The 18,778-nt window shown below is 45.4% G+C and carries 17 protein-coding genes; 12 read left to right on the forward strand and 5 right to left on the reverse strand.

What is annotated here, in order from left to right; genetic code table 11:
- Positions 1–170: 170 nt before the first annotated feature.
- The 5 genes from MD536_RS16430 to MD536_RS16445 all read right to left on the reverse strand — a co-directional run bounded on the left by MD536_RS16430 (position 171) and on the right by MD536_RS16445 (position 4,239).
- The gene (locus tag MD536_RS16430) at positions 171–608 is read right to left on the reverse strand and encodes a hypothetical protein (RefSeq protein ID WP_234868775.1); all 438 of its coding nucleotides are present in this window, start codon (positions 606–608) and stop codon (positions 171–173) included.
- A 239-nt stretch (positions 609–847) separates the two neighbouring features.
- The gene (locus MD536_RS16435; protein ID WP_239602135.1) at positions 848–1,387 is read right to left on the reverse strand and encodes a hypothetical protein; all 540 of its coding nucleotides are present in this window, start codon (positions 1,385–1,387) and stop codon (positions 848–850) included.
- Positions 1,388–1,607: 220 nt separating this feature from the next.
- A complete protein-coding gene (locus tag MD536_RS22185) occupies positions 1,608–2,078 on the reverse strand; it encodes a cbb3-type cytochrome c oxidase subunit I (RefSeq protein ID WP_369075810.1) in 471 nt (156 codons plus the stop codon).
- 232 nt (positions 2,079–2,310) lie between these two features.
- Positions 2,311–2,850: a hypothetical protein gene (locus tag MD536_RS16440; protein ID WP_239602137.1), complete on the reverse strand. Its 540-nt coding sequence runs from the start codon at positions 2,848–2,850 to the stop codon at positions 2,311–2,313.
- Positions 2,851–3,774: 924 nt separating this feature from the next.
- Entirely contained in the window at positions 3,775–4,239 is a 465-nt protein-coding gene (locus tag MD536_RS16445) for a hypothetical protein (RefSeq protein WP_239602138.1), read from the reverse strand.
- Between the two features lie 1,321 nt (positions 4,240–5,560).
- On the opposite strand from MD536_RS16445, the gene MD536_RS16450 reads away from it, so the two are divergent.
- From MD536_RS16450 to MD536_RS16505, 12 genes are read left to right on the forward strand one after another with little or no spacing between them, the layout of a single operon-like run.
- Positions 5,561–6,043, forward strand: a complete 483-nt coding sequence (locus MD536_RS16450; RefSeq protein WP_239602140.1) for a hypothetical protein — start codon at positions 5,561–5,563, stop codon at positions 6,041–6,043.
- 56 nt (positions 6,044–6,099) lie between these two features.
- Positions 6,100–6,972 (forward strand): FAD binding domain-containing protein, encoded by an 873-nt coding sequence (locus MD536_RS16455; protein ID WP_239602142.1) that lies wholly within the window; start codon positions 6,100–6,102, stop codon positions 6,970–6,972.
- Positions 6,973–6,993: 21 nt separating this feature from the next.
- Positions 6,994–7,497, forward strand: a complete 504-nt coding sequence (locus tag MD536_RS16460; RefSeq protein ID WP_239602144.1) for a (2Fe-2S)-binding protein — start codon at positions 6,994–6,996, stop codon at positions 7,495–7,497.
- A 29-nt stretch (positions 7,498–7,526) separates the two neighbouring features.
- Positions 7,527–9,893 carry an aerobic carbon-monoxide dehydrogenase large subunit gene (locus tag MD536_RS16465; RefSeq protein WP_234867698.1) on the forward strand — a complete coding sequence of 789 codons (2,367 nt, stop codon included), beginning with the start codon at positions 7,527–7,529 and terminating at the stop codon, positions 9,891–9,893.
- 48 nt (positions 9,894–9,941) lie between these two features.
- On the forward strand, positions 9,942–10,469 hold the full coding sequence (locus tag MD536_RS16470) for an SRPBCC family protein (protein WP_239602146.1): 528 nt from the start codon (positions 9,942–9,944) through the stop codon (positions 10,467–10,469).
- A gap of 4 nt (positions 10,470–10,473) precedes the next feature.
- Positions 10,474–11,337 carry an AAA family ATPase gene (locus MD536_RS16475; RefSeq protein ID WP_239602148.1) on the forward strand — a complete coding sequence of 288 codons (864 nt, stop codon included), beginning with the start codon at positions 10,474–10,476 and terminating at the stop codon, positions 11,335–11,337.
- Complete coding sequence (locus MD536_RS16480; RefSeq protein WP_239602150.1) at positions 11,334–12,473, forward strand: vWA domain-containing protein; 1,140 nt, start codon at positions 11,334–11,336, stop codon at positions 12,471–12,473. Before MD536_RS16475 ends, MD536_RS16480 begins: the two co-directional genes overlap by 4 nt.
- Positions 12,466–13,449, forward strand: a complete 984-nt coding sequence (locus tag MD536_RS16485) for an XdhC family protein (protein WP_239602152.1) — start codon at positions 12,466–12,468, stop codon at positions 13,447–13,449. Before MD536_RS16480 ends, MD536_RS16485 begins: the two co-directional genes overlap by 8 nt.
- Positions 13,446–14,603, forward strand: a complete 1,158-nt coding sequence (locus MD536_RS16490; RefSeq protein ID WP_239602154.1) for an XdhC family protein — start codon at positions 13,446–13,448, stop codon at positions 14,601–14,603. The genes MD536_RS16485 and MD536_RS16490 overlap by 4 nt, the downstream gene beginning before the upstream one ends.
- Entirely contained in the window at positions 14,600–15,214 is a 615-nt protein-coding gene (locus tag MD536_RS16495) for a nucleotidyltransferase family protein (RefSeq protein WP_239602156.1), read from the forward strand. Before MD536_RS16490 ends, MD536_RS16495 begins: the two co-directional genes overlap by 4 nt.
- Positions 15,215–16,204: a GTP 3',8-cyclase MoaA gene (gene moaA / locus MD536_RS16500; RefSeq protein WP_239602157.1), complete on the forward strand. Its 990-nt coding sequence runs from the start codon at positions 15,215–15,217 to the stop codon at positions 16,202–16,204.
- The gene (locus MD536_RS16505) at positions 16,201–18,774 is read left to right on the forward strand and encodes a TonB-dependent receptor (RefSeq protein ID WP_239602159.1); all 2,574 of its coding nucleotides are present in this window, start codon (positions 16,201–16,203) and stop codon (positions 18,772–18,774) included. The genes moaA and MD536_RS16505 overlap by 4 nt, the downstream gene beginning before the upstream one ends.
- Positions 18,775–18,778 lie beyond the last annotated feature (4 nt).

The following is an 18,778-nucleotide window of genomic DNA, read 5'->3' on the forward strand; positions in this document are numbered from 1 at the left end:
GTAGTAAGGAAAAAAACACACTTCTGAAGGCGAAGGGTGGTTGGAATTTCCCTTCTGGCTATCCTTTGCTTTCAAAAGAAAAAAGTTGATATTTTTTCACTCCCTCTAAAGGCCTATATACATAGGAACCGACTGTTGCATGCAGTTTCTAGAATCCTTACGGATAGGGCTTACCAAAATTTCCACCATGATTTTTTGTCTATTCGATTTGTCGCGTCAGATGTAAACTTGTTAGACCTATTCAGGAAGTAATTTATGTCGTAAAATTCATCATCGTCGCCTTGGACTTTGGCATTTAATTTTTCTGCTATTGCTATCATTTTCTTGATAGTTTCGTCATCTGGGTATTTAGTACTTATCATTCCGTTTCCATAGTCGAACCAAGGGATGTTATCTGTTGCTTTCGTTGTATGTCCTGTCCAGTTACAAAAGCCAGGCACGTTTTGGAATGAATTCTCTGTTCCAGGAATTTTGACTTCATAGCCATTAGTTAAATCTAGTTCATCGTCAGAGCGAACATAAGTCAACCATTCCTCAAGCGATATGTTACTTTCTTCTTCAAAGTCGTCCCAGTCATTACGTCTTACAATATGTAGGTTATATCCCATGTCTGATTGAAAATTTGGGTGTCAAATATAATTGCATGCAACGATTACGGCTTGGCGATAAGGCGGTTGTTGAAATTCTACAGCCGAAACCGCTGCTAAAGTTATAAATAAAAGATTTTTACATTTTTTTGACCGGCTTTTTTCATTGGCTTGAACTGATGCTCCATAACAACTCAAATGTTGAATTTAAGTGCGTCCCGCCGCCATTATTGCCAAACCGACTGTTGGCTGCTGTACTGTCAAAATAATTTAAGTCCAACACCTAAACTTACTGAACCGAAGTCCTCTTTTGTTGTCTTTTCGCGATCAAAAATATTGATGTACGAAATTTTACCTGTCCACTTTTGTGATTTTGAAAAGTAGAAACCAAATGATGGTTTTATCCCTAGCATTGTCTGTCCACTTATAAAACTTGGCCCAGCTATAAACGACAAGTAAACACTTTGTGTCGGGTTAAAAGATGTCCCTATAAAAAGATTTACCATTCCACGAACATCGTTGTAATTCGTTGGTGTCGACCCGTCAGGATTTAGTCTTAAAACCTTATCGTCTTCCAAGTAAATGTCACCTGTTAGTTCAATTGTTGGTTTAAATTTTGATTTGCTGTTAAGAATACTTTGAAGTCCAAAACCCACTCCCCAAGGATTGTTACCAATTGTCCTGTCATAAAGAGTTTTGTTGTATTGTGTCAACAAATAAGTTGATAACATTTTTTGGTGTTGTGCAAAAGTTTGTGTCACAATGAAGAAAAGTATAAATGTCGTAATCACCTTTTGCATAGTTAGGTCGTTGTGTATAGCAGCCAACGGGCAGGTATTGCTGCAGGTGGGATATTTTATAACGTCCAGCCCGGAACCGCCGCCCAATTGAAATATAAAATTGAAGTTAACAACAAAAAGCCAAATTGATATTCGTCTGCCCGAACCAAAGTACAGCGATGCAAACAGCCGAAGTTTCAACGTCCAGCCCCACTTGCAGCAATACCAATGTTGGCTGCTGTTAAGTCTTACGTTTGGTCAGTCTTTTGAACAGTCCCGCAATTAAGTTTATAACAAAAATAAATTGTCCCAACAGCAATACAAATATTGTTATACCAATAGCTTTTGTAAATGTCGTGTAATTATCAAATGAATTCCAAATGCTATAATCATAATACCGTCGTGGTGTTGGGTTCATAAAACTGTCACCGAAAAAAAGTGTCAATGCAAAAAGTAGAAGTGTCAAGATTGTTACAATAACATGTGTCCACGTAAGAGCTTTTGAATACAATATTCTATTTGTCAATAAATAAAGTGTCCATACAAATAAAGCTAACATTGCTAACAACCAAAAAACATGAGTATGAGCAATTACAAAATAAGTGTCGTGAAGATGTATGTCAACTGAATTGTTTTGTTTCAAAATAAAAAATGAGGTCAAAATCAAAATAAGTCCTGTCCACAAAAGTAAATTATAAGGTTTCTGTTTCATGTGCAGGGTGTGTCCAAATTTAATAGCAGCCAACGTTTACGGCTTGGCGATATGGCGGTAGTTGAAATTCTAAAGCCGAAACCGCTGCTAAATTTATAATAAAAAGCTTTTATTTATTCTATTGCCCGGCCTTTTTCATTGGCATGAACTGATGATCGATAGCGAATCAAATGTTGAATTTATAAGCGTCCCGCCGGCATTATTGCCAAACCGACTGTTGGCTGCTGTACTGTCAAAATAATTTAAGTCCAACCCCTAAACTTACTGAACCGAAGTCCTCCTTTGTTGTCTTTTCGCGATCAAAAATATTAATGTACGAAATTTTACCTGTCCACTTTTGTGATTTTGAAAAGTAGAAACCAAATGATGGTTTTATCCCTAGCATTGTCTGCCCACTTATAAAACTTGGTCCAGCTACAAACGACAAGTAAACACTTTGTATCGGGTTAAAAGATGTCCCTATAAAAAGATTTACCATTCCAAGAACATCGTTGTAATTCGTTGGTGTCGACCCGTCAGTATTTAGTCTTAAAACCTTATCGTCTTCCAAGTAAATGTCACCTGTCAGTTCAATTGTTGGTTTAAATTTTGATTTGCTGTTAATAATGCTTTGAAGTCCAAAACCCACTCCCCAAGGATTGTTTCCAATTGTCCTGTCATAAAGTGTTTTGTTGTATTGTGTCAACAAATAAGTTGATAACATTTTTTGGTGTTGTGCAAAAGTTTGTGTCACAATGAATATAAGTATAAATGTCGTAATCACCTTTTGCATAGTGAGGTCGTTTTGTATAGCAGCCAACGGCCGGGTATTGCTGAAGTGCGGCCCCGCAGCATGCCCAATTATTTAGTTTGTTAAAAGGTGTTTTGGTCTTTCAAGTTTTATGGTCGTCCCGCCCGCATTTACAGCAATACCATTGTTGCACGCCGCGTACTAATCCTGATGCAATGATTTTCGTTGTACTTTTCCTCCGGATGTTACGATTACGATTAGTTTAAATATCCGGTTGTCGTGTCGCGATTACTGCACAGCTTTTGCTTTGCATTTTATTTGCACCCTACTTACCGCTTCATTATGAGTCTTGATAATAGGGCTGTGGTATTCGTAATCACTGGATCCTGCACCTAGTCAAGCACCCCGCGTTCCCAACTTTGAACCCTTCAAATTATTGGGGTGTGGTGTTACACTGATAGCGGAATTCCACAGTCGCGGCTGGTGGTGTTGCTATTCTACAGAAAATGTCGCGTCGCAACCTGCCCACCTTACTATTTTGTTTGCTACCATGAACCTGGGGTACCTTGCCCACAGGAAATGATTCAAAGCAATAATGAAATGCACAATTCAGATACCACACTTGGCTATTCATTGTCACGATTACTTTCTGATATGCTTGAGTCCTCGGTATGTTAATCAAAAGTCGCCCCGAAACTTAAGCCGCCCGAATTTTTGTCCGGGTAGCTGCACTTTAGGGCCAGGATAAGTGGCGTGCAACGAACAGGTATTGCTGCAGGTGGGATATTTGGAAATCGTCCCGCCCGGAACTGCTGCCCGGTTTTATTTTGAATTTGAAGATAAGAACTAAAAGCCTGGCTTTATTCGTCCAGCCGATAACTGCTGCCGAGTAGCGAACCAAAGTCGATTGCTCCAACGTCGAGCCCCACTTGCAGCAATACCCTTGTTGGCTGCAGGGCTTCCTAATTATTGAGCAGTATATTCCCGTTGAATTAATAAATTTATTGTTCCGCCACTATAACCAACGTTTTCGTTTCTCTGGACGACAAGCTTTGTTGAATTCAAACTAACGATGATATAAGTAAAGGAGGCAAAAGGACTTCCACTTATATTTATTTCTTTATTTCCGTTTGCTAAGGTCCACTTGCTGTTGTAAACACCGGAACTTCCTGAGGGAACACAAGTAGGTGCATCTTTGATTACTAAATCTCCGTTTGGTTGATACGTCCAAAGCATTTCTGAGTAACACCCACATGGTGAATACCAATTCGGCGATTGTCCTGCAAGAGGCGTCCCTTGTAGAGGCGTAATTACATCCCATGCTGTCATTTTCCAACTTTTCGTAAGAAGCTCAGGTGTTCTGTCAACAACTTCGTCTTTCCTACAACTAAAGCATGTCAACATTGTCAGCAGTATGAATAATTGTTTCATGTTTACGATTTTAATATTTGTCAAAATGAAAAGTACAAAAGGTTTATAAATTAATGTTGTCAAGCAGTGGCGGTCGGTCGCCTTGCAGCCAACGCGTTTATTTACGCAATTAGACGAAGGACGTTTAAAATTAAATTATTCATTTTCAATTGCCTCCTTCGCGGTGAGGCAGATTGTGGTTGCGCCAATACAATTTGGGGGTGGGGGTGCGTTGAAGTGTATTGTTGCCTCACCATAATTGATTCACCTTTTTCCTTCCTCCCTCTTCAATTCCTGCAATGCTTCGCCACCTGAGTCCCATTGGGGATCAAAGGAAAGGTGCTTAAACTTATACTTTTCCGGGGATCTGTGCAAGGACTGCCGGACTTTTTATCAATACTTTTTTAGGAGAAGGGGAGTCGGGGGTTTCGCCGGGTTATTGGGCGCTGGATGAGCAGTCTTAATTCGACTAACCATTGCTGTTGGATGCAATCCGGTTTTTTTGTTGGAGACCCCAAAAGAACTGAATAAAATCGGGTTGCATGATGTTGAAGGGCGCTGAATTGGGTTGCTTACGGAGGAAGTTGTATAGCTATTTAGGTTTTACAAACTTTAGGTGTATAGGTATAACAGTATTAATAATCCAAACTGTATAGTTATTTTAGGATCCGACATTATAAGGCTGATCGGTTGAAGAACGGTTGCTGAACGGTTCACTGACGGTTGGAGAACGATGCCGGAACGGTGATAGAACGATGCCAGAACGGTCAAACATTAGTGCCGGAACGGTCAACTGCTGCCGAATGGTCGAACAAAGTAGGCCGAATGGTAGGTGCTAATCCAACTATTGAAAATGATTGCGTTCAGCAAAACTGAAGCCAGACCATTTCACTACAGTAAACTAGTATTTTTTTTGATTTTCGCCAAAGTTTAGTTGTATCCAATCGGTCCTCCTTTTGATTGATTGAGTGGAAACCCAGCTACCCTGGATGCTACCGATTGCCTGGCCTCGCCCCCTCCAATCTTGCGCCTGATCAATAAATGTTTAAAATACCGGAATTATTTTTTTTGTTGTTCAAAACATTCCTATATTAGACATTGTTGAAACATTGATTCAACGGCACCATCCCAGGGTACTCATTTCTGGCTCCTCGCCCGAAGGTTGGTTAGGCTCAAATTACCCTCATAACAGCAACAACAGGACAGTTTCAATCAAACTGTAACAACCAGATTGGCTTTGGTCTTTCGGACAGGCTTTGGCATGTGATTAATATCACATTTTTTCAGACAGGAATAGTGTAACTTATACAATTATTACTAACGATTGCAAAAACTTTAGCAGATGACCTGTCGTCCTAAAGTAAAGGGTTGTAGTCCCTGCCATCAAGTTTCGGTGCCTCCCCCGGGTAAAAAGAAAGACTTCGGTCTGCTCTCCGGCATTCTGCTGGCAGTGCTTCCCAAATGCCCCTTTTGCTTCGTTGCCTTTTCCAGCACCCTTGTCCTCTGTGGGAAAGGAGAAACGATTAGCCAGTCTAATTCTCACTCCTCCACCCCAACTATTCTCTTTGCTGCTGTCTTTTGCTCACTCGCAATTTTGAGTATCGCCCTCAGCTACAAAGATTCCCGTACCCGCTATGCGTTGTTGGTGGCTTTCGGTGGTACTGCCTGCATCCTTACCAGTGTGCTGCTCGCAGGTGGTGAACCACTATATTATTTCGGTGTGCTCCTGATTATGGGTGCAGTGGCTATCAACATGCGCAGGTTTCGCTTATTGGAGAAAATGAACCATTGGTTTCGCGGTAGAATGATGAAAAAAGTTGCCTGATCCGTCAGGCTAAACATAGATTTTGAATCAACATCTAAACAGCTAAACTAAAAGCTATGATCCCGCAGTCATTCCAGTACGAATCACCAGGCTCCCTGGCTGAAGCTATCTCCATGCTTCAGCAATATGGAGAGGATGCAAAAATCCTGTCGGGGGGACACAGCCTGATCCCCATGATGAAACTCCGGTTCGCCACACCCGAGTACCTGATTGATATTAATAACATACCCGGACTTTCCTACATCCGGGAAGAAAACGGTGTGCTGAAAATTGGTGGCCTCACCCGGGAAGCAGAACTCGAACATTCCGATCTGCTCAAACAACATTTCCCCATCTTCGCAGATGTTACCAAACTCATTGCCGACCCCCAAGTACGCAACATGGGTACCATCGGCGGTAACCTGGCCCACGGTGATGCAGCCAATGACCATCCCGCTGTTATGATGGCCCTCCATGCTACTGTTGTGGCTACCGGCCCAGAAGGCGAAAGAGAAATCCCCATCGATGAATTCTTCTACGGGTTCTACATGACTGCGCTGCAACACGGTGATATCCTCACCGAAATCAGAATCCCCATGCCTCCCCCCGGAACCGGTAGCGCCTACCACAAAATGGAAAGAAAAGTGGGCGATTATGCTACCGCCGGTGTGGCTGTTCAAATCACAATTGGAGATAATGGGGTGGTTACTGCTGCAGGTATCGGGCTCACCAATGTAAACCCTGTTCCGCTGCGTGCTGCACGTTCTGAACAGGCCCTGATCGGTAAGCCTTTAACCGAAGAAACCATCAATGAAGCAGCTCTGTATGCATCAGAAGATTGTAACCCTTCTTCCGACCTGCGGGGTAGTGAAGAATACAAACGCTCCATCGTGGCCACCCTCGTCAAGCGGATGATTCACCAGGCTGTCAACCGCGCCAATAATTCATGAACCTTCAAAACCTAGTATAGTATGCTTAAAGAAATAACGATTACTGTTAACGGTCAGCAACATACGCTGGAAGTGGAACCGCGACTCCTGCTCGTCCACATGATCCGCGAAGTACTGAACCTAACGGGCACGCATATTGGCTGCGATACCTCCAGCTGTGGCGCCTGTACCATTTTACTCGATGGCAAATCCATCAAATCCTGCACCGTACTCGCTGTTCAGGCCAATGGTAAATCTATTACCACTATTGAAGGCGTGGCACAGGATAACCAGTTATCTCCCCTGCAGGAAGGCTTCAAAGAGAACCATGGTTTGCATTGCGGCTTCTGTACACCGGGCATGATTCTGCGCGCTACTGAACTGCTTGCTCAGAATCCCAATCCTACCGAGGATGAGATTCGCTGGGGTATTGCGGGTAACCTTTGCCGTTGCACCGGCTATAACAATATCGTGAAAGCCATTCAATACGCGGGCGCCAAAATCCGCGGAGAGGAATTGCCTTCTACCGAACCAGAATTTGTATAATATTCAAAACCGATTCAATTAGTTGCTTTATGATACAATGCAAAACTTCCAAAGAAATCGGCGGTATGGGCCATTCCCTCAAGAGGAAAGAGGATGCCCGCTTCATCCAGGGTAAGGGTCGATACGTGGATGATGTCAAACTGCCAGGTATGCTGTATATGGATATCGTTAGAAGTCCATATGCCTATGCCAAAATCAAAAATATCAATATTGACGAAGCCATGAAAGTACCCGGCGTAGTAGCTGTGGTTACCGGCAGAGATCTCGAAAAATACAATCTGCACTGGATGCCTACCCTGATGTCAGACACCCAGATGGTACTACCTACCGACACGGTCATGTACCAGGCACAGGAAGTAGCTGCCGTAATCGCTACCAGCAAATATGCCGCGCGTGATGGCCGCGAAGCCGTAAGGGTGGAATATGAACCCATGAAACCGGTAATCGATCCCTACAAATCACTGGACCCCGATGCTCCTGTTTTACGCACCGATAAAGAAGGAAAAAAAGACAACCATATCTGGAACTGGAAAGTGGGCGATAAGCAAAAGACAGATGATGTCTTCGCCAAAGCAGAAGTGGTGGTGAAAGAACAGATGCATATCCCGCGTATCCATGTGGCTTCTATTGAAACCTGTGGTTGTGTGGCCGATTACGATAAGGTGAACAATCACCTCACCATGTACATGACTACCCAGGCTCCCCATGCAATCAGAACAGTAATTGCCCTGGTAGCCGGACATGTAGGTCTCACCGAAGAAAAGATTCGTGTGATCTCTCCCGATATCGGTGGTGGTTTTGGTGGTAAGGTTCCTGTGTATCCGGGTTATGTGATCGCCATTGCAGTTTCTTTCCTGGTTGGCAAACCGGTGAAGTGGATTGAAGACCGGAGTGAAAACCTGCAGGCGGATTCTTTTGCACGCGATTATCATATCACGGCAGAAATGGCCGGTACCAAAGATGGTAAGATCCTGGCCACGCGCTTCAAAGTCCTCGCCGATCATGGCTATACAGATGCGTCTGCCAACCCCTCTAAATTCCCGACGGGTATGTTCTCCATCGCAACCGGCTCTTATGATTATGATGCCACTTATATGGAATGTGATGCCGTTTATACCAACAAGCCGCCAGGGGGTGTTGCCTATCGTTGCTCCTTCCGCGTTACCGAAGCTGTGCATGCGATTGAACGTATCACCGATCGCTTTGCTTTGGAAATTGGAAAGGATCCTGCTGAACTACGTTTGCAGAACTTCATCAAAAAAGAAGACTTCCCCTGGAAATCTCCCACCGGATGGATTTATGATAGTGGCGATTATCACAAGGGCCTGCTGAAAGCCATGGATACTGTGGATTATCACCAGCTCCGTGCAGAACAGGCAGAGAAAAGAAAGCGCGGTGAATTGATGGGTATTGGTCTCTCTACTTTTACCGAAGTAGTAGGAGCCGGTCCATCTAAAGACTTTGATATCCTCGGTATCAAAATGTTCGACAGTGCAGAGATTCGGGTACACCCAACCGGTAAAGCGATTGCACGTTTTGGTACCAAATCACAGGGCCAGGGGCACGAAACCACCTATGCACAGATCATTGCTGAAGAACTCGGCATCCCTGCTGAAAATATCCAGATCGAAGAAGGTGATACTGATACCGCTCCTTACGGATTGGGTACCTATGCTTCCCGAAGCACGCCAACTGCTGGTGCTGCTGCGGCTGTGGCTTCCCGTAAGTTACGCGATAAGGCCAGGAAGATTGCAGCTTACCTGCTCGAAGTGAGTGAGGATGACCTGGAATGGGAGCCCGGTAAGTTCTTTGTAAAGGGTGCGCCTGAGAAGTCGAAAACCATCCAGGAGATCGTGTTCGCTTCCTATACCAACCATCCTCCCGGCATGGAAGCAGGTTTTGAAGCAACCCATTACTACGATCCGCCAAATCTTACCTTCCCTTCCGGTGCTTATATCTGCGTTGTGGATATTGATAAGGAAACCGGTGCGATTCATGTAAGGCGTTTTGTGGCCATCGACGATTGCGGTAATATCATCAACCCGATGATTGTACAGGGACAAGTTCACGGTGGTTTAACACAGGGCATTGCGCCTGCGATGTATGAGGAACTGATCTATGATGAAGCGGGCAATATCCTGAATGGAACCTTTATGGATTACCTGGTGCCAACAGCAGTTGAATCTCCCAAGTGGGAAACCGGTCATACGGTTACTCCTTCTCCACACCATCCGATTGGAGCAAAAGGTGTGGGCGAATCACCCACCGTTGGTGCACCTCCTGCTATTGCCAATGCGATTGTGGATGCATTGAGTCCCTATGGTATTACCCACCTCGATATTCCAATCACACCATTCAAAGTGTGGAAGGCATTGAAGGAAAAGGGAGCTATTTAAGCTGGGCCCAGGCCCAGCTTTCTTTCTAACAGATTTAAACATAGTACAATGACAACAACGATAACCAAATCATTCCATGTAGATCATCCGGTGGATGCTGTATGGAATAACCTGACCAATCCCACGCAGGTAGTTACCTGTGTACCGGGGGCCTCGTTGACAGAGCAAATCGACAACGACAATTACAAGGGGGAAGTGGAGCTGAAATTTGGTCCGGTTAAGGCCAAGTACGACGGACTCATCACTTTCCTGGAAAGAGATGCAGCCACCAAAAAAATGTCGCTCAAAGGTACCGGTACCGACAGCAAAGGGAAAGGTGGCGCGGATATGAAAATGGATGGCCAGCTTTCTGAAAAGGATGGTGGTACTGATGTGAATGTTACCATGGAAGTGAATGTAACCGGTATGATGGCACAGTTCGGTTCAAGGCTGATCAATGATGTATCCAACCAGGTATTCGACCAGTTTGTCAACAACTTCAAAAAGCAGTTGGCTGGCGAGCAGGTGGACAATACACTAAGTGCGGGTTCCATGGTGGGCGGTATGATCAAGGGATTCTTTGGAGGTAAAAAATAACAATGTGCATACGATCCAATCCCAACAGGAAATCATAAACGCGCTCGACAGGATGAACTATGTGGCAGCTGATGCATTTGCCACTTCGCTTTTCCTGATGCTGAAACTGCAGAAGCCATTGCTGCTGGAAGGTCCGCCTGGTGTGGGCAAAACAGAAGTAGCCCATGCCCTGGCTAAGATCCTTGACACCAAACTCATCCGGTTGCAATGTTATGAAGGGCTTGATATCAATGCGGCGGTATATGAATGGAACTACCAGAAACAGTTACTCGGAATCAAACTCCAGGAAGGCACTGCGCTTTCCATCGAGGAAAAAGAGAAACATATCTTCAGTCATGAATACCTGTTAAAAAGACCCTTACTGGAATCCATAACCGAATTGTATCAATCGCCGGTATTGCTGATTGATGAACTGGACAGATCGGATGAAGAGTTTGAAGCCTTTCTGCTGGAATTGTTATCCGCTTTTCAGATCAGTATTCCGGAAATGGGAACGATTAAGGCAAAACATAAACCCTATGTGATATTAACGTCTAACCGTACCCGTGAGTTAAGTGATGCGCTGAAAAGAAGATGCCTCTATCACTGGATTGATTACCCCGATCTGGCATTGGAAATGCAGATCGTACAAAAGCACCTGCCGGGTATTGAGGCCAGCCTGCTGGAGCAGGTGGTGAAAACAGTGCAGGCCTTCCGTCAGCAAAAACTGGCGAAAATACCGGGGGTATCAGAAACCATCGACTGGGCGCAATCCCTGATGACACTGGGTTACCGGGAATTGAATCAACAGTCTTTTGATCAAACCCTGGGTGCCATCCTGAAATCGACCGATGATATCAACCAGGTAAAAGCGGAAGGATTGGTATGAAACAACAGGCCTATCAAACAACCAGCCTAACTGAAGGCATTGTGGCATTTGTGCATTTTGCCCGAAGCCATGGATTGAATATAGGCCTGCCGGAAACAAAGGATGCCTTGCTGGCTGCGGACCTCGGATTATTAATCAATCGGGAGCTATTCAAGGATGCACTGAAAACGATCTTTTGTAAATCGCCTGAAGAAGAGAAGGTCTTTGAAAAAATCTTCCTGTTGTATTGGGATACCAATCCCATTGATCTGCAGGAAAGAAAGGGCAAGGCTACCGTACAGGGACTCGTAGAAAAAAAGGCCAATGCCACCCTCGTGATGTTGGGGAGAGGAGATAAGCAGGAACAGGAAACCGATGCGAAAAATGTGAGTGGGGCCAATGAAAAAGAACGCCTGAAGAAAACAGACCTGGCGCAGGTGAAAGAAACAGATGCAGCGCAACTGGAAGCAATAGCCAGAAAATTATTTCGGGAAATGGCGGTGCGAATGAGAAGACGCATGAAAAGCTCCACGAAAAAAGGGAGGATCAACCTGCGGAGAACCATCCGGCACAGCATCAGCTATGGAGGAGAGCCGATAGAACTGTACAGGAAATCGCAAAAGCCAAAAAAACAGCGATTGATTGTGCTGCTGGATGTAAGCGGCTCGATGGATAAATACAGTTTCTACCTGCTGCGTTTCATTTGCGCACTGAAAGAACAGTTCAGGCAACTGGAAGCCTTCCTGTTCAGTACTCAATTGCTACGGGTGACAAAGGCATTGCAATTGAACCGGATTGACCAGATCCTGCAAACCGTATCCGACCAGGCCGAACATTGGTCGGGTGGTACAAGAATCGGGACTTGCCTGGGCAAGTTCAATGAACGTTATGGCAAGTTGCTGCTGAATGGTTCACCCATCGTGCTGATCCTAAGTGATGGACTGGATACTGGCACTCCAGAAGAACTGCAAAAGGAATTGAAATACATTAAGGGGAAGGCCAGAAAACTGATCTGGCTGAATCCATTGAAAGGAATGAAAGGATATGCACCGATCGCAAAAGGCATGAGCGCCGCGCTGCCTGCTATTGATGCATTCAGATCGGCGCATAACCTGGAAAGTTTGCTGGAACTCGAAACTATTTTACAAGATGCTTGAGGTTTTTTTAGAAAAAGGACAGGAACTGAGGAAAAAGAATGAGCCCTTCGCCATCGCAATGGTGGTGAGGAGGGAAGCACCCAGCAGTGGCAAAGCAGGTGATAAGGCCATAATCAATAAATTTGGTGAGATCATAGGTTGGGTAGGAGGAGGTTGTGTGCGCGCCATCATCATCAAGGAAGCAGAAGATGCGATGAAAACAGGCAGGGCCCGGCTCGTGCGAATTGGAAAAGCTCTCAACCAATCTCAACAGGAAGGCGTTATGGAATATAAAATGACTTGTCAGAGTGAAGGACTGGTGGAAGTTTTCATCGAACCCGTACTGCCGCCACCCCACCTGGTCGTGATGGGAAAAACAGCCATCGCCAAGGCATTGGTAAAGCTGGCCAAGGCAAGCGGATTCCGGGTTACGGCAGTAGCGCCTGATGTCAAGCCGGATACCTTTGACAAAGTGGATGAGCTGATCACGCAATACAGCCTGAAGCAGGTGAATACCACGCCTGCAACAAGTATTGTGGTAGCCACCCAGGGAGATAATGATGAGATCGCTTTGCAGGAAGCAGCTGCAAAAGCATCCTGTTATCTTGGCTTTGTGTCGAGCAGGAAAAAAGGTGATAAGCTGATGGACTACCTAAAAGATGCCGGTGTGGATCCTTCCCGTGTTGCGACTATCAAATCGCCAGCAGGAATTGATATCAATGCCAAGAGCCCGGAAGAAGTGGCCATCAGTATTCTGGCAGAGATCATCCAGGTGAAGAGCCAGGTAGGGGCCGGGGCTGCCTTCACGATGTTTGATGCCACAAGAGAAGAAGCAGGCAAACCCAAGTTTTATATCAATCCTGTTTGCGGCGTTCCGGTGGATGTGAATAGTCCCAAACACGTGGTTGACTACAAAGGAGAAAAAGTGTATTTCTGCTGTGATGGATGCAAAGTGAAGTTTGAGCAGAACCCTGAAAAATATATGGAGAAGGCATGAAGGAAATAAAAGCGATCATACAGGCATACGAGCAGGCTGAACAGGAAGGCAAGAAATCTGCCCTGGTGACCGTGGTACACCTGGAGGGATCCTCTTACAGAAGACCAGGCGCAAGAATGTTGGTGACGGATGAAGGAGAGATGACGGGCGCAATCAGTGGTGGTTGCCTGGAAGGTGATGCATTACGGAAAGCCTTGTCGGTATTGAATCAACAGCAATCCAGATTGGTCACCTATGATACCAGTGATGAAGAAGATGCTTCCATTGGTGTGCAGTTGGGATGCGCGGGGGTGATCCAGGTACTGATGGAACCAATTGATCATGCAAGGGCCAATCATCCGGTTGAATTGTTGAAAAAACTAGTTGGTAAACGCCAGCCCTATGTACTGGTGACCTTGTTCTCCCTGGAAGATAAAAAAGGCGCACAGCCAGGTACCTGTTTATTGGTAGAAGCGGATGGCACGGTCAGTGGTGATATGACAGTCGCGGCATTGAAGCAGGTAGTGTTGGAAGATGTTACTACCTGTTTCGATCAAAAGCAATCCGCTTTTCGAAATTACCGGTCGGCAGATTTTGCGATAACAGCTTTCATTGAATACATCGAACCTGCCCTGGCACTCATGATCATTGGTGCCGGCAATGATGTGATTCCCCTGGTAGAAATGGCCAATACACTAGGCTGGGAACCTTCTGTCATAGATGGAAGGCCTACACACGCAAAGCGGGAACGATTTGCAAGTGCCTGCCAGATCCTGGTCAGCAAACCGGAAAAAGTATTGGAGCAATTGGTGATTGATGAGCAGACCGTGTTTGTGCTGATGACCCATAATTACAATTACGACCTGGCAATGCTGAAGGCATTGGTGCATACGTCGGTGCCGTATATCGGGCTATTGGGACCAAAGAAAAAACTCGACCGCATGTTGGGTGAGTTGAAGGCAGAATGCATCACGCTGACTGAGGAACAACTATCAAGAATCTATGGACCGGTTGGATTGGAAATTGGTGCTGAAACTGCAGAAGAAATTGCTCTTTCCATTTTGGCGGAGATCCGGGCAGTTAAAACAGGCACCGGAGGCAAATCCCTTCGTACCAAGGAAGATACCATCCATTCCAGGGAAGCTACCCGGATCAGTGAAAAACATATCCAGTGAAGCCGCACAACCACCATATCCTTCACTGCGCGATTGTTATCCTTGCCGCTGGTCAATCTAGCAGACTCGGGGAAGCCAAGCAATTGTTACCTTACAAAGGGAAATCCCTATTGGTGCAGGCAGTGGATACTGCAGTAGCCACTGGACTTCGGCCGGTTGTGGTGGTGCTGGGCGCCAGGAATGAAATGATGAAGCAGGAGTTAACAGATAAAGAAGTGGTGATCGTGCTGAATGAGCAATGGGAAGAAGGCATGGGCTCTTCTCTGCGTTGCGGCTTACAAAAAGCACAGCAGGTGGCTCCTGAAACGGAGGGTGTGATCTTCATGGTATGTGATCAACCCCATGTGTCTCCTGATTTGTTGTTGCAGTTGTTCAAAACAAGCGAAGCAACTTTGAAACCTATTGTGGCAAGTACTTATGGAGAACAGTCTGGTACGCCTGCTTTTTTCAGCAGCAGGATATTCCCGGCATTGCTGGAAATAAAAGGCGATACCGGTGCCAGGAAACTGATCAAACAATATGCGGAGGAAGTAGCTACGATACCCTTCCCCGAAGGGAGCATTGATATCGATACCCCATCCGATTACCAAACCTTACTGAAACAAGCTTAAATGGAAGGCCAACTGATAGATACTTATAACCGCGTTCACAACTACCTGAGGATATCGTTGACGGACAACTGCAATTTCAGGTGCTTCTACTGCATGCCGGAAGAAGACTATGATTTTGCGCCGGCCAGTAAACTGATGCAGGCGGATGAGATTTATAAGATCGCGAAACTCTTTGTTGAGCAGGGCGTGAATAAAATCAGGCTGACTGGTGGTGAGCCCCTGGTAAGAAAAGATGCGGCAAAGATTATTCAACTGCTGGCGCAATTACCGGTGAACCTTACCATCACTACCAATGGTAGCAGGATTCATGAATTCATGGATCTGCTGAAAGAGAACAGGATTCGTTCACTTAATATCAGCCTGGATACCCTGGACCGGGATAAATTCCTCCTGATGACCCGAAGGGATCAGTTTCAGCGGGTCTATGATAATATTCACTTATTGCTGCGGGAAGGCTTTCATGTGAAAGTAAACATGGTGGTGATGAAGGGAATGAATGAAGCAGAGATTCTTGATTTTATTGAGTGGACGAAATTGGATCCGGTGCATGTACGTTTTATAGAATTCATGCCATTCAGTGGCAACAGGTGGACCAGCAACAAAGTAGTTACCTGGCAGGAAATGCTGGAACTCGCGGGCGCTAAATATGATATCCTGCCCCTGGCAGCGGAACCTAATGATACAGCTAAAAAATACCAGGTGCCGGGGCATAAAGGCACTTTTGCGGTGATCAGCACCATGAGTAATAATTTCTGTGGCACCTGCAATCGCATCCGGCTGACGGCTGATGGCAAGATGAAGAACTGTTTGTTTTCTGCGTCAGAAACTGACCTGTTGCAACCATTGCGGATGGGAGAAGATATCCTGCCGCTGATTCAGCAAACCATTAGGGCTAAACACAAAGAGTTAGGCGGACAATTCACTACCGATTTTGAAAACATTGAAGCAACGAGCATCCATAACCGAAGTATGATCACCATTGGAGGATGAAGTTGTATCTAACCATTCTGCTTCTTGCATATTCTTTTCTTTCCATTGCGCAAGAAAGGGATACTACAGTTCTTTCCGGTAAGGATAGCATTCGGGAATCGGTATTGGGTGAAGTGATTGTTACGGCTTCGCGCATTCCCGAAAAATTGTTGCTATCGCCGGTGACGGTGGAGAAAGTAAGCCGCTCTTTTTTCTTGACCAATTCATCCCCCTCTTTTTTTGATGCGCTGGACCAGGTGAAAGGCGTTCAGACCATTACGCCTAGCATGGGATTCAAAATCATCAACACACGTGGATTTGCCAATACCACCAATGTGCGATTTGCTCAACTGGTAGATGGAATGGATATTCAATCACCGCATATTGGAAGTCCGATTGGAAATGTATTAGGTCCGGGTGACCTGGATATAGAACGTGTAGAAATCATACCCGGCGTTGCCTCCGCGATGTATGGCATGAACAGCATTAACGGTCTGGCTAATTTTTACAGTAGAGATCCTTTTCTCTCAGAAGGACTCAGTATTCGCCAGCATACTGCCCTCACGCATTTGAACAATACATCCAGTGCGCCACGAATCTTTTCTGAAACCCAGCTTCGTTGGGTGAAAAAACTGAATGAACAATGGGCGGTGAAATTCAACCTGGGGTATATGCATGGCTATGATTGGGTGGCTGATAACTATAATGATTTAAGTCCGCAAGCCAATGCCAGTACCGGATTGACAGGTGACAACAACCCTGCACTCAACCCCGTGAACAGTTATGGCAATGAAGCAACGAACCGACGTACACTTAACCTGGGCGGAAGAGCTTACCAGGTGGCGAGAACCGGTTATCGGGAAATTGATGTAACGGATTATACCCTGCAGAATATCAAAGGAGATGCGGGAATATTTTATAAAACCAAAAAAGGGCATCGGTTTTCTTATAATTTCCGATATGCCTTCCTGAACAATATTTACCAGCGTGCGAATCGCTTCCGCTTGGAGGATTATGCCTTATACCAGCATGGGATCAATTATCAATCGCCCTCCATACAGGCAAAGCTGTATTACAATGGAGAAAATACCGGTGATTCGTATAACCTTCGCTCGATGGCAGAAAATATGGATCGGGCGGGACTAAGCGATAATGAATGGTTTGCACTCTATAACCAGGGTTATACAACTGCCTTGCAGAGTGGGCAGTCGGTTGAAGCGGCGCATCAACAAGCACGGCAGTTGGCAGACCGGGATCGGTTGCAACCAGGAACAGCAGGGTTTAATGAAACAATTTCACGCCTGCAACAAATCAACAACTGGGATAGCGGTGCTGCATTAAAGGTGCGGGCAGGATTCATACATGGAGAAGTGCAGTTCAACCTGACTGAGCAATGGTTGAAAAAATGGAAAGAAAAAGCGGGACTGGAGTTGCTTGCTGGGTTGGATCATCGTACCTACCTGGTACAGCCGGATGGCAATTATTTTATCAATCCGGAAGCAGGCAAAGCAGGTCGCACTATCCGCTATGGCAGAACCGGTGCCTTTGTATCTGTGTACAAACAATTGTTGCAGGATAAACTACGGTTAGGGGTAGCTGTGAGAGCCGACAAGAATGATTATTTCAACGTGAAATGGAATCCCCGCGTAACGGCTGTATATAGTATCAACAGCAACCAGAGCCTGCGACTTTCTTTCACCAGCAGTTATCGCTTCCCCATTGTATTTGAAGCCTATTCCAATGTGAACAGTGGAGGCGTGAAAAGAGTGGGAGGGTTACCTGTGATGTCGAATGGGATCTTTGAGAATGCCTGGTTACAGACCTCCATCGCCAGTTACCAGGCAGCTATACTGAGAGATGTAAACCAGGGCGGACTCAGCAGGCAGGATGCCATCGAAAAGAATAAAGGGTTGCTGCAGAAAAATCCCTATACCTATCTCGAGCCGGAGCAGGTAAGATCAGTAGAAATTGGTTACCGGGGCGTGTTTTTAAGTGGCAGGTTGTACGTGGATGGTGGTGCCTATTTCAATCGCTACAATTCTTTCATCGCACAGGCGAATATGAATATTCCAAGAACCAAGAATCCGGATTCCTTGGCCTTTTACCTGGCCGATAACCGGTTGCAGGAGCAGTACCGGATGTGGACCAATTCCTCCACTACGATTGACAATATTGGCTTTCATGCAGGAGGCAGTTTTCGACTAGTAAAGGATTATGTGATTAATGCAAATACGAGCTTCCAGCAGTTGTTGAAAACCAGTAACGAGGATGGACTGGAAGATGGATTTAATACACCGGAGTGGATGGTGAATGCGGGAATCGCCAATAAGGATATTCATCAGGGAATAGGGGCGGGTATTAACCTGCGCTGGCAGAGCCGGTACTATTGGGAATCCTTCCTGGTGAATGGCGATGTTCCATCCATAACTACTTTGGACGCAAATATTAGTTATCAGTTTACAAAAATGCCACTTCAGCTTAAATTAGGAGGTAATAACCTGTTCAATCGATATTATTATTCTATTCTTGGCGGTCCCTCTATTGGAGGTTATTATTACCTGACAGTGACCTGGGGGCTACCCAAAAAATAAAGAC

The organism is Flavihumibacter cheonanensis (genome assembly GCF_022352215.1).
Classification (GTDB): domain Bacteria; phylum Bacteroidota; class Bacteroidia; order Chitinophagales; family Chitinophagaceae; genus Flavihumibacter; species Flavihumibacter cheonanensis.

Coding starts and splice junctions, on each gene's coding strand:
- MD536_RS16430 (WP_234868775.1), bottom strand. CDS start 608: ATGGGATATAACCTACATATTGTAAGACGTAATGACTGGGACGACTTT.
- MD536_RS16435 (WP_239602135.1), bottom strand. CDS start 1,387: ATGCAAAAGGTGATTACGACATTTATACTTTTCTTCATTGTGACACAA.
- MD536_RS22185 (WP_369075810.1), bottom strand. CDS start 2,078: ATGAAACAGAAACCTTATAATTTACTTTTGTGGACAGGACTTATTTTG.
- MD536_RS16440 (WP_239602137.1), bottom strand. CDS start 2,850: ATGCAAAAGGTGATTACGACATTTATACTTATATTCATTGTGACACAA.
- MD536_RS16445 (WP_239602138.1), bottom strand. CDS start 4,239: ATGAAACAATTATTCATACTGCTGACAATGTTGACATGCTTTAGTTGT.
- MD536_RS16450 (WP_239602140.1), top strand. CDS start 5,561: ATGACCTGTCGTCCTAAAGTAAAGGGTTGTAGTCCCTGCCATCAAGTT.
- MD536_RS16455 (WP_239602142.1), top strand. CDS start 6,100: ATGATCCCGCAGTCATTCCAGTACGAATCACCAGGCTCCCTGGCTGAA.
- MD536_RS16460 (WP_239602144.1), top strand. CDS start 6,994: ATGCTTAAAGAAATAACGATTACTGTTAACGGTCAGCAACATACGCTG.
- MD536_RS16465 (WP_234867698.1), top strand. CDS start 7,527: ATGATACAATGCAAAACTTCCAAAGAAATCGGCGGTATGGGCCATTCC.
- MD536_RS16470 (WP_239602146.1), top strand. CDS start 9,942: ATGACAACAACGATAACCAAATCATTCCATGTAGATCATCCGGTGGAT.
- MD536_RS16480 (WP_239602150.1), top strand. CDS start 11,334: ATGAAACAACAGGCCTATCAAACAACCAGCCTAACTGAAGGCATTGTG.
- MD536_RS16485 (WP_239602152.1), top strand. CDS start 12,466: ATGCTTGAGGTTTTTTTAGAAAAAGGACAGGAACTGAGGAAAAAGAAT.
- MD536_RS16490 (WP_239602154.1), top strand. CDS start 13,446: ATGAAGGAAATAAAAGCGATCATACAGGCATACGAGCAGGCTGAACAG.
- moaA (WP_239602157.1), top strand. CDS start 15,215: ATGGAAGGCCAACTGATAGATACTTATAACCGCGTTCACAACTACCTG.
- MD536_RS16505 (WP_239602159.1), top strand. CDS start 16,201: ATGAAGTTGTATCTAACCATTCTGCTTCTTGCATATTCTTTTCTTTCC.